Here is a 10,462-nt window from a genome sequence, read left to right as displayed (position 1 = left end):
GGCGCTTATCCCGTGGAATCATGGCGTTTTCTTCCGGTTTTTGGGCGAAACGGAGAGATTTCTGGTGGATATTATACCCCGAAATCAGGCCAACTCATTGCCTTTGTTAAGGTTTTTGCTTTTGCAGGGTCGACTCATTACCCAAACCAACGATAACGGTCTTTAGTCCGCTTGGTCGAAAAGGTCCGGCTGGATTGGCCGAACCATGCTTTTGGGTTTTTCGTTCCCCTTTCTGTGTCAGAAAGTTCTTTGTTTTTAGTGTCTTAAGGGGCCTTTCAACAAAGACGAATTCTACGGCTGTCGATAAACGGCGAAGATGCGGTTGAGTAGTCCGTTGGCTGAGATGACCCGTCGGCGCACTTAATACAAAAAAAACAGGAGCGGAAATGAAAGCATTAGTTACCTTTTTTACTAACCTGGTGCACAGGTATATGCCTGATGCCTTTGTGATCGCGATAACGCTTACGCTTCTCACTACCGGTCTTGCGGTGGTTGCAGAGGGGGTTGCGGTGGCGAAAGTGGTCACCCTGTGGGGCGATGGCTTCTGGTCGCTTTTATCATTTGCCATGCAGATGGCGATCATCCTGATTTCCGGGTATGTACTGGCTAAAACGCCATTAGTGGATCGCTTTCTGGATGCGATCACAAGCAAAGTCACTTCTCCTCGTAAGGCTATCGTAATCGCAACGCTGGCAGGTGTTGTCGGGTGCTGGTTCAACTGGGGCTTTGGCTTGATTGTTGGCAGCGTTGTGGCCAGAAAGCTGGCTATCAACGTCAAAGGCCTGCACTTTCCGTTGGCCATTGCGGCTGCCTACTCGGGATTGTCGGTTTACGGCATTGGCATGTCTGGTACTGTGCCGTTATTGATTGCGACCGATGGTCACTTTCTGGAAGGCATGATGGGTGTTGTCCCTCTGGAAGAGACGATTTTCTCTCCTCTGTTGTTGGGTACGTCGCTGTTCGTTCTGGCAACGTTGCCCATTTTCAACATGTTGATGCATCCAACCGACCCTGAACATATCCATGAGATTGACTGTGATGAGGTTGTTCGCAAAAAGGCCGAAGATGAAGCCCGAGAGGCAGAAAAGCCTGCGTATGTTAATAAGACCTTCTCCCAGAAGATGAACGACAGCCGGTTCTTTGGCATCTCTATCGGTGTTTTGGGAATGCTTTACTTGTTTCTGTACATCAGCGCAGATGGTTCTCTTAACCTGAACAGTTTGAACTTTGGTTTCTTGTTTCTGGCCATTCTTTTGTTTGCGCGTGCCTCTGCCTTTCTGGAAGCCCTTAACGATGGCATCAAGACGGTTTCCGGTGTAGTCATCCAGTATCCTTTCTATGCGGGCATCATGGGTATCCTTGTCGGCTCCGGCCTGATGGTTTCGTTCTCTGACGTTTTTGTAGGACTGGCATCTGCAGAAACCCTTCCGTTCTGGTCATTTATCAGTGGCGGTCTGATCAACATTCTGGCGCCCTCTGGTGGTGGTCAATGGGCTGTTCAAGGGCCGGTGATGATTGAGGCTGCAAAAGAACTGGGGGCTTCTTACGGGGCTACAGCAGTGGCAGTGCAGATGGGGGATCAGTGGACCAATATGGTCCAGCCATTCTGGCTGCTTCCCGCGCTCGCAATCTCCGGGCTTAAGCTTCGTGAGATTATGGGGTACCTCGTCCTGATACTGGGTTATCTGGGAATTGTGTTCGGAGCCGCCACGCTGCTATGGGGCTATATGGCCGCTTGAGTATAGGCGTTACCAGTTCAGAACTTGAGCACGAGATGAGTCAACATGGAGATTGAATTATGGGCAGCAGTAACCTTCTTTACCGTCTGGTAGAAGATAACCTCAAGACTGCACCTGAGTCCGTGGCCTTTATTGAAGGCGACCAGAACATTAGTTTTCAGCAGTTTGACAGGCTATGCCGTGAGAAAGAGAGTTGGCTTCGGAGTCAGGGTGTTGGTAAAGGCGACACTGTTGCGATGTGGCTGGTGAATAGCTCTCAGTGGCTGGCGTTTTTCTTCGCGTTGGCGCGTATTGGGGCGGTTCTTGCACCATTGAACACCCGCTATAAGAGTCATGAAATTGGCTACATGATCGAGAAGTCCCAGCCACGACTGCTTATTATGCAGAGCCAGTTCCGGAACATTAATTTTATTGATATTTTTAATCAGATCGATGAAGGTGCGTTGCGCTCTCTGGAAAAAATAGCGTTTCTGGGGGCTGACGAGATCTTGCCGGATTCCTTGAGCGGCATTGCGGTAACAAGCACGGAGATGTCGGGTACGGAATCCTCCAGCGAGCAAGTGCAAGATGACAGTAGTGTCTGCATTTTGTTCTCTACCTCTGGCACAACCAGTGGCCCGAAACTGGTCATGCAGACCCAGGAAAACCTCGTTCGACACGGGCACTACTGTGCATCGAGTTATGGTATGACTCTGCCCGATTCTGCTTTGTTGTCGGTGCTGCCGTTTTGTGGGGCTTTTGGTTTGAATGCGGTCCTGGCCGCCATGGCTGCGGGCTGTCCGACGATCATCATGGCGGCATTCGATGGTCGTGAGGCAGCATCGCTCATACAGAAATATGGAGTGAGCCACGTTTATGGAAGTGATGAGCTATACCGTAAGCTGATTGATGCAGCGGAGGGGGATAAGCCGTTCCCATCAGCTCGTCTGTTTGGTTTCGGAGCATTCACATCCAGTTTTAATGACTATGCATTGGCAGCCTGGGAGCGTGGTATCCCCCTTTGTGGTCTGTATGGATCCAGTGAGGTTCTCGCCATATTTTCCTCCCAGACAGGAGAGCGGCCGGTCCAGGAAAAAATTCGTGGGGGGGGGGTTCCTGCAGCCAGGGAGCTTGTTGAGATACGTATTCGGGATGCCGCATCAGGGAGGCTGCTGCCGGCTGAAGAAACCGGGGAAATCGAAATCAAGGGTCCGACCAATTTTATTGGTTATCTGAACAACCCGGAGGCGACTCGGAAGGCATTTACTGATGACGGTTTCTACCGAACTGGGGATCTCGGTTATCTGAGAGGAGATGGTTCCCTGGTGTATGAGTCTCGAATGGGCGATGCAATACGCTTGGGTGGTTTTTTGATTAATCCATCGGAAATTGAGTCTGTTCTGAAGAGCATACCCGGTGTGGAGGACGCCTATATCGTAGGCGTTGAGATCGACGGCAAAGCGCGAGTCGTTGCGTTTGTCCAGGATGATGGCAGTGCCACCTTGAGTGAAGAGGCGATTATTGATTCCGCGAAGCGAAAACTGGCTGGATTCAAAGTCCCCTACAGGGTCTGGTTTGTCGATGATTATCCGGTAACCAAAAGCGCCAACGGGCTTAAGGTTCAGCGGGGCAAGCTACGGGCCTTGGCTCAAGACAATCTGCAAGAAGGTGCGTGACAATGGACCATTCCCTATATTTCGAAGACCTGGTGGTTGGGCAAAGTTTTGAAAGTGCTGCTCGAACCATTACTGAGACCGATATGACTTTTTTTTCCATGCTTTCCGGAGACTGGAACCCGATTCATTGTGACCAAGAGTTTTCAAAAGATACCCGGTATGGTGAGCGTCTTGTGCACGGCGCGCTGGGAATAGCTATCGCGACGGGGATGATTCATGCCTTGGGCATCTTCGAGAAATCGGCTGTGGCAATGATGTCTATCAAGGAGTGGACTTTTGTAAAGCCGATTACGATTGGCACAACGCTCCACCTGCGGCTCACTATTCTTGAAGCTGAAGCTGGCGAAAGTAAGAAGGTGGGTAGGGTTAACCGTCGTCTGGAGTTGGTTAATCAAAACAATGACGTCGTCCAGAGTGGCGAATCCGATATGTTGATCCTGAAAAAAGGATCCTGAGGCAGATGGGCCCATCGATTAGCGCTTGGAGATAGTATGAGCAACAGAATTCCCGAAGTTTTGCAGAACCTGACATTGCCTGTGATTTCATCCCCTATGTTCACTGTCAGTTACCCAGAGTTGGTTCTGGCGGAGTGTAAAGCAGGCATTGTAGGTTCTTTTCCGGCCTTGAATGCCCGGCAGCCAGAGCTGCTGGATGAGTGGTTGACGATGATGAACGAAGAGTTGGCCAGCTTCAGAGTTGCCAACCCAGGTAAACCAGTAGGGCCAATTGCAGTTAACCAGATCTCTCACTCCTCGAACGTGCGACTGGAGCAGGACGTGGCGACCTGTGTTAAACATAAAGTACCGATCATCATCTCCTCGCTCCGTGCGCCGGTTAAGGAAATTGTGGACGAGGTGCATAGCTATGGCGGCATCATTTTGCATGATGTCATCAACTTGCGGCATGCGATGAAAGCTCTGGAAGCGGGTGTTGATGGCCTGATTCTCGTGGCAGCCGGGGCTGGTGGGCATGCGGGAACGTTGTCACCGTTCGCTTTGCTGGGTGAGGTTCGTAGGCACTTTGATGGCCCTCTGGTTCTTGCCGGTTCGATTGCAACCGGAGACTCGGTGTTGGCCGCGCAAGCCATGGGCGCTGATTTTGCCTATGTGGGAACCCGTTTTATTGCATCGAAAGAAGCCAACGCAGCGGATGAATATAAAGAATGCATAGTGCAGTCGGGGGCGTCTGACATTGTATACAGCAACTACTTCTCCGGTGTTCATGGTAACTACCTTAAGGAGAGTGTTCGCCGAACCGGGCTGGATCCTGATGATTTGCCTGTGGGTGATAAGAGTAAGATGAGCTTCAAAGACGGGCGATCAAAAGCTAAGGCGTGGAAAGATATCTGGGGCGCTGGACAAGGCGTAGCCATGATTGATGACTTGCCTCCAGCTGGAGAGATTGTCGCTCGTATGAAAGCTGAGTATGACGCTGCACTCGACAAGCTTTGCCGTTGTCGTTGAGGCTAGGGGCAGCAGGAAGAAAAGCACCATGCGGATGCGAGATCTGTCAACCGCATGGTGCTGTTTCACAATGTTTGTCAATGGCAGAAGAGGGTGATTTCTGAAATTAGCCAGTCCCGAAAGTCACATAGCGCCTGACTCTCGCGATTTTTGTTCGGAAGTACAAAGTGATAGGCCCACTTGCTCTCGAAACTGTGATCGATGGGGCAAATGAGCCGGCCTGATTCCAGCTCATCGTGTATCAAAAATGGAGGGATGAGCGCTATGCCCATGCGGTGTATTGCCGCTTGTGCCAGCATGGTGAAGAGCTCGAATCGGGGGCCGGCTAGATCCCGGGTCACTTGTAGTCCTGTTGAATCAAACCATTCGCGCCAGGCGTAGGGGCGTGTTGTTTGTTGAAGTAGCGTGTAGTTAGGGATTTCCTCTGGCAGGAGAGAGGTCGTTGGTGCAATAAGTTCCGGGCTGCACACGGGTGTTGGATTTTCGTGCATCAGGGGATATGCGTCGGTTCCTGGCCAATCGCCATCACCAAAATAAATAGCTGCATCGAATTGTGTATCGGAGAAAAGAAAAGGCTTGGTTCTGTTGGTAAGGTTTACCGTGATACCCGGATGTTTCTCCCGAAAGCGCTGCAAGCGTGGCATTAGCCAGCGGGCTCCGAAAGTCGGTACGACTGCCAGTTCGATGGTTTTGTCAGATTGGTGATCTCCCATCAGTTCAAGGGTGTCCCGTTCAAGCTCATCCAGCCGGTTGGTTATTCTGCGGAAGTAATTCTTGCCAGCCTCGGTGAGGCAAACGCCCTGACGCTCTCGTTCAAATAGTTCCACTCCGAGGAATTCTTCAAGCCCGGCTACCTGTCGGCATATTGCACTTTGTGTTAGCGATAGTTCTTCGGCTGCTTTAGTAAAGCTTTGATGCCGGGCTGCTCTTTCAAAACCGACAAGGGCTGTGGTGCTTGGAATCTTTCGTCTCATTGGGGTGTGGCTGAAGAGTTTCGTTTGTGAGAAAAATGCACAGACCAGTGCCGAAAAGTCGTTTGGTAGCGCCTGGGCCAGCTCCTTACAATCAACCTTATCAAAAGTTGTGCATTTTTATCATTATGCACCTCAAAGTAACCTTTTCAAAGGATAGATGCGATGGCTTCGAATAAAGCTGAATTCGATTGGGCAAGTCCGCTTTTGCTGGATGACCAGCTCACTGAAGAGGAGCGGATGATCCGCGATACAGCGCATCAGTATGCCCAGAGGCAGCTCGCTCCACGAGTTTTGAATGCCTTCAGGAATGAGCATACGGACGTCGAGATATTTAAAGAGATGGGGGCGCTGGGGCTTCTGGGTGTGACTATCCCGGAAGAGTACGGTGGCGCAGGATTTAACTACGTTGCATATGGTTTAGTGGCGCGCGAGGTGGAGTATGTAGATTCGGGCTATCGTTCGATGATGAGTGTGCAGTCCTCGCTGGTAATGGTGCCGATATTCGAGTTTGGGACAGAAAATCAGAAGCGTAAGTACCTTCCTCGTTTGGCAAGCGGCGAGCTTATTGGCTGTTTTGGTCTTACCGAACCTGACCATGGTTCCGATCCGGGCAGTATGGCGAGTCGTGCCAGGAAGGTGGATGGAGGTTATCTGCTCACAGGAAATAAGATCTGGATTACCAACAGCCCTATCGCTGATGTGTTTGTGGTTTGGGCAAAAACCGAGGATGGGCTCATTCGGGGCTTCATTCTGGAAAAAGGAATGGCTGGCCTGAGCGCGCCCGCGATTCATGGAAAGGTTGGCTTGCGGTCATCGATTACCGGTGAGATCGTGATGGATCAGGTTTTTGTGCCGGAGGAAAACTTATTGCCGGGCGTAACTGGGTTGAAAGGGCCATTTACGTGCCTTAATTCTGCCCGCTATGGTATCGCTTGGGGCGCATTGGGAGCGGCTGAGTTTTGCTGGCATACAGCGCGGCAGTATACGCTGGACCGAAAGCAGTTCGGTCGACCATTGGCTGCCAACCAACTCATTCAGAAAAAGCTCGCGGATATGCAAACCGAGATCACGCTCGGTCTGCAGGGGTGTCTGCGGCTTGGGCGTATGAAGGATGTTGGAGCTGCCGCGGTTGAGATTACATCGTTAATGAAACGAAATTCCTGCGGCAAAGCGCTTGATGTAGCCCGCCTCGCCAGGGATATGCTGGGAGGAAATGGCATCTCTGACGAATATGGTGTAATTCGTCACCTGGTTAATCTTGAAGTGGTGAACACCTATGAGGGTACCCACGATGTACACGCGTTGATCTTGGGGCGAGCGCAGACCGGCATTCAGGCTTTCTCGGGTTGATGGGCCGCAATTTTCTCGCGGCCGGGGCTATGCGAAGGTCAAAAACCCAAGATCGGAAATGCCCTTAAAACCGTGGACACACTTTGGATACAGCCAAACAAAAAAGGCCTGAGTTTTCACGCAAGCCTTTGAAAATAATGGCGCGCCCGAGAGGATTGACTCCAGATCGCCTCAGGGCGATCTTCCGGGGCTTCGCCCCGCCGTCGCAGGCTCCGGCGCCCAAATCGCGTTCGCGATTTGTCGAACGGAGGTTCTGCACCTGCCCTCCGGCAAACCAGAGTTCCACAAAAAAGCCCACGCAAGGTGGGCTTTTTTGTTGAATATGGCGCGCCCGAGAGGATTCGAACCTCTGACCTCTGCCTCCGGAGGGCGCCCTCCAAGGTAGGCAGCAACCGGTCTAAATCGGTGAAAAGTCTCAAAGATCAAACACCTAAAGCAAAAAACACCAGCCTCCAAAACCCCTATATATCAGCATTTTAAGCCAATTAACACCGAAGTGTGGCACATCTTTGTCAGGTAACCGATGTCCGGAAACAGGACATTTGATCGGTGCCCTCCAGGCTCTCTAAATAGATATTTGGATCCGATTTTGTCAGGTCGGGGAGTGCCAAATTGTCAGGATTTCGGTGTCCAGAAACCGGACACCCTTTTAGGATCCATGGTGGTCTAGATTGTTGAACTGAATAAACAATAACAGTCTCGTCCGTAAATTTCGATCAGGGTTGGTGAGTGAAAACTGCAAGGGGGAGATGCAGCTTCAACGCGGGGTCTCACTTTAACAAAGTTGTTAATGCTATTACCCACCTTGGCGACCGACTTATCCTGTAAGCGCCGTTAAATCGCCCCGCTTGCCCTAATCGTATTGAGCCACTTTTTTCGAAGCTGGCAACTCGGCATTCCAGGGCAGCAACGCTTCGAGCTTCTCCAGCGTGTCGGACTCAGCAATGCGTTCCAACACATGGTGGATATAAGCTGAAGGCTCCAGGCCATTGGCCTTGGCGGTTTCGATGAGCGAATAGCAGGTGGCGCTGGCTTTCGCCCCTTGTGAGGTATCGGCGAAGAGCCAGGCCTTTCTGCCGAGGGCAAACGGGCGGATGGCGTTCTCGGCTCCGGCATTGCTGATCTTCAGGTCACCGCGCTCACAGTAGCCGACCAGGTAGTCCCATTGGTTCAGGGTGTAATCCATGGCCTGACGGGTAAGCAGGCCTTTCATCACCTTGGGGGCATTTTTCTCCAGCCAGGCTTTAAAGGCGTTCAACAACGGCAGACTCTTTTCCTGGCGAACCCGATATCGCTCCGCGTCGCTCAGATCCCGGGCGGCCTTTTCAATGGCGTACAGTTTGCGGATGTGGCTCAGGGCTACATCCGCCTTTGAGGGTTGGCCTTTTTTGCCTTTGGCCGGTGCCGCCCGGGACGCCTCCACGTACTTACGTCTCGCGTGATCCCAACACCCGATCCGCGTCAGCTTGTTCGTGGCACAGACCTGCCCATAGCCGGAATAGCCATCGGCTTGCAGAATGCCCTGGAAGTCATCCAGCAGACGCACCGGTACCTTGCCACCTCGTGATGGATCATACTCGAACAGAACCGAAGGTTTTCCCGGTGGACCACCCCGGGTGACCCACATCCATTTGTCGGATTGGGCGGTCTTACCGTCTTCCTTGAGCACCTGGATCCGGGTTTCATCGGCTTGCAGGTAATCACCGCTATTCTGGGTTTCCCGCATCAGGTTGATCAGCGGCTGGAAGACGTCATTCAGCCGGATGATCCAGTGAGCCATGCTGGTGCGACTCACTTCATGCCCCAGGCGCTGGAACATTTGTTCCTGACGGTACAACGGCAGACCGTCGGCATACTTGGAGGTAATGAGGTAAGCCAGCAGTGACGGGGTGGCGATGCACTTGCCCAGCGGGCGCGCCGGACGGGCAGCCGCAACAATGCGCTCTTCGCCGTCCTGCTCGAACACCGCCTTTTCCTGCCAGTACTCCAGCACTTTCAGTTGAGCGGGAATGTACTCCAGCTCTTCCTTCACCTTGGTGAAGAAGGTCTTGCTGGCACCGGCTTTCTCTTCGTCGCTGAGGGTTAATTCAATACGCTCACGCAGCAGCGTATCGGAGAAGCCACGTTGGCGGCGCTTGCGGGAACGGCGGGGCGTCTCTTCCTCTTCGACATCGTCCGGCAGCTCATCGCGCAGTTCATCAATCTCGACTTCCAGCTCGACCTCATCGAACAGCAGGATCTGATTGGGCAGCTTTTCACTGCTGGCGGCGAACTGCTGGATCTTCTTATGGCGCAGCAGTTCTTCGAGGATCTCGATGCGAGCGTCTCGTCGCTGGATGGCGTCTTCTTTGGAGGCGAGTTGCTGCTGAAGGCCGCTGATAACCGCCACCATCTCAGCGGTCGATAAACCGTTGAGATCCGGGGTTTTGAGGGCGTTATCAGGCGTTGATTTCATGGCGGAATTATAGCAAAAACAATGCCCTGGCACACCTAAAACGTAATGCAAAAAGGGCTATCCGACACTCTCATAGTGCAGGGTTTTATGGCCCCGCAACAGACTGATGTCGTAGCCGTCCAACAACCAGTTGATCTGTTCACCGGTCAGCGGCATCAGCTCATCCGCAGGCCCTGGCCACTTGAATTTTTCCTCAGCCAAGGCTTTGTAATAGAGCACAAAGCCGTTGTCTTCCCACATTAGACATTTGATCTTGTTCCGCTGCCGGTTGGTGAAGGCGTAAAGTGCACCGGAGAATGGGCTGTGCCCCAGTTCCTGTTCAACCAGCAGGGCCAGGCCGTTGGCCTGCTTGCGGAAGTCGATGGGCTTTCGGTACAGGTAGATCTCCGGCAAATCCCTGGAAGGGCGCAGATAGCGGTGACGCATCACAGCTGTCTCAAGACGGCACCCAGCAAATCGATATTACCGGCATGCAGACCGGTGATCGATACGCCGCCGGGCAGTGACACGGTCAAACTGACTCCGGCATCCGGAGTCGGAGTCGGAGTCACGCGAGTGAATCCGGATCGAGCGTGAACCGGTTCATCACTGGATTCGACACGACCGGTCAGCTTCTGCCGCCAGTAGACAAACCGATGATAAACAAGCGACTCTTGTTTGCAGTAGGCTGCACCGGACAGGCCCGAGGCCTGCCAGTCCGACAGCGTCTCTTGCCAGAACTGGTGTAAATCAGGGGTAGTCATCGGATTCCTCTTTAATGTGAAAGCAGGAATCAGTGTGGCGAAACTCGGGCGTCAGCTACAGGTGCGGATTTATTGGCGCTTAC

Annotated in this window: 9 protein-coding genes; 5 read left to right on the top strand and 4 right to left on the bottom strand. The window is 52.5% G+C overall.

Features of this window, described 5'->3' with window-relative positions; genetic code table 11:
* The first annotated feature begins 386 nt into the window (after positions 1–386).
* Genes C7H09_RS14605 through C7H09_RS14590 form a run of 4 tightly spaced genes read left to right on the top strand, consistent with a single transcriptional unit; the run spans position 387 to position 4,857 of the window.
* Positions 387–1,739 carry a short-chain fatty acid transporter gene (locus C7H09_RS14605; RefSeq protein WP_106763958.1) on the top strand — a complete coding sequence of 451 codons (1,353 nt, stop codon included), beginning with the start codon at positions 387–389 and terminating at the stop codon, positions 1,737–1,739.
* 59 nt (positions 1,740–1,798) lie between these two features.
* The gene (locus C7H09_RS14600; protein ID WP_106763956.1) at positions 1,799–3,394 is read left to right on the top strand and encodes an AMP-binding protein; all 1,596 of its coding nucleotides are present in this window, start codon (positions 1,799–1,801) and stop codon (positions 3,392–3,394) included.
* 2 nt (positions 3,395–3,396) lie between these two features.
* Positions 3,397–3,849, top strand: a complete 453-nt coding sequence (locus C7H09_RS14595; protein WP_106763954.1) for a MaoC/PaaZ C-terminal domain-containing protein — start codon at positions 3,397–3,399, stop codon at positions 3,847–3,849.
* Positions 3,850–3,885: 36 nt separating this feature from the next.
* Entirely contained in the window at positions 3,886–4,857 is a 972-nt protein-coding gene (locus C7H09_RS14590) for an NAD(P)H-dependent flavin oxidoreductase (RefSeq protein WP_106763951.1), read from the top strand.
* A 77-nt stretch (positions 4,858–4,934) separates the two neighbouring features.
* Here the strand turns inward: C7H09_RS14590 and gcvA are convergent, their stop codons facing one another.
* Positions 4,935–5,831, bottom strand: coding sequence for a transcriptional regulator GcvA (gcvA, locus tag C7H09_RS14585; protein WP_106763948.1), 897 nt, complete (start codon positions 5,829–5,831; stop codon positions 4,935–4,937).
* A 162-nt stretch (positions 5,832–5,993) separates the two neighbouring features.
* Between gcvA and C7H09_RS14580 the strand changes: the two genes are divergently transcribed.
* The gene (locus C7H09_RS14580) at positions 5,994–7,181 is read left to right on the top strand and encodes an acyl-CoA dehydrogenase (protein WP_106763945.1); all 1,188 of its coding nucleotides are present in this window, start codon (positions 5,994–5,996) and stop codon (positions 7,179–7,181) included.
* A gap of 853 nt (positions 7,182–8,034) precedes the next feature.
* On the opposite strand, the gene tnpC is transcribed toward C7H09_RS14580, so the two are convergent.
* Genes tnpC through tnpA form a run of 3 tightly spaced genes read right to left on the bottom strand, consistent with a single transcriptional unit; the run spans position 8,035 to position 10,379 of the window.
* Complete coding sequence (tnpC, locus tag C7H09_RS14575) at positions 8,035–9,636, bottom strand: IS66 family transposase (RefSeq protein WP_106762036.1); 1,602 nt, start codon at positions 9,634–9,636, stop codon at positions 8,035–8,037.
* A gap of 57 nt (positions 9,637–9,693) precedes the next feature.
* Positions 9,694–10,062 carry an IS66 family insertion sequence element accessory protein TnpB gene (tnpB, locus tag C7H09_RS14570; protein WP_106761477.1) on the bottom strand — a complete coding sequence of 123 codons (369 nt, stop codon included), beginning with the start codon at positions 10,060–10,062 and terminating at the stop codon, positions 9,694–9,696.
* On the bottom strand, positions 10,062–10,379 hold the full coding sequence (gene tnpA / locus C7H09_RS14565; protein ID WP_106761476.1) for an IS66 family insertion sequence element accessory protein TnpA: 318 nt from the start codon (positions 10,377–10,379) through the stop codon (positions 10,062–10,064). The genes tnpB and tnpA overlap by 1 nt, the downstream gene beginning before the upstream one ends.
* Between the last annotated feature and the right edge of the window lie 83 nt (positions 10,380–10,462).

The organism is Marinobacter fuscus, assembly GCF_003007675.1.
In the GTDB taxonomy this organism is placed as follows: domain Bacteria; phylum Pseudomonadota; class Gammaproteobacteria; order Pseudomonadales; family Oleiphilaceae; genus Marinobacter; species Marinobacter fuscus.
Note: the sequence above shows the minus strand (reverse complement) of the source record. Positions and strands in the feature narration are given on the sequence as shown.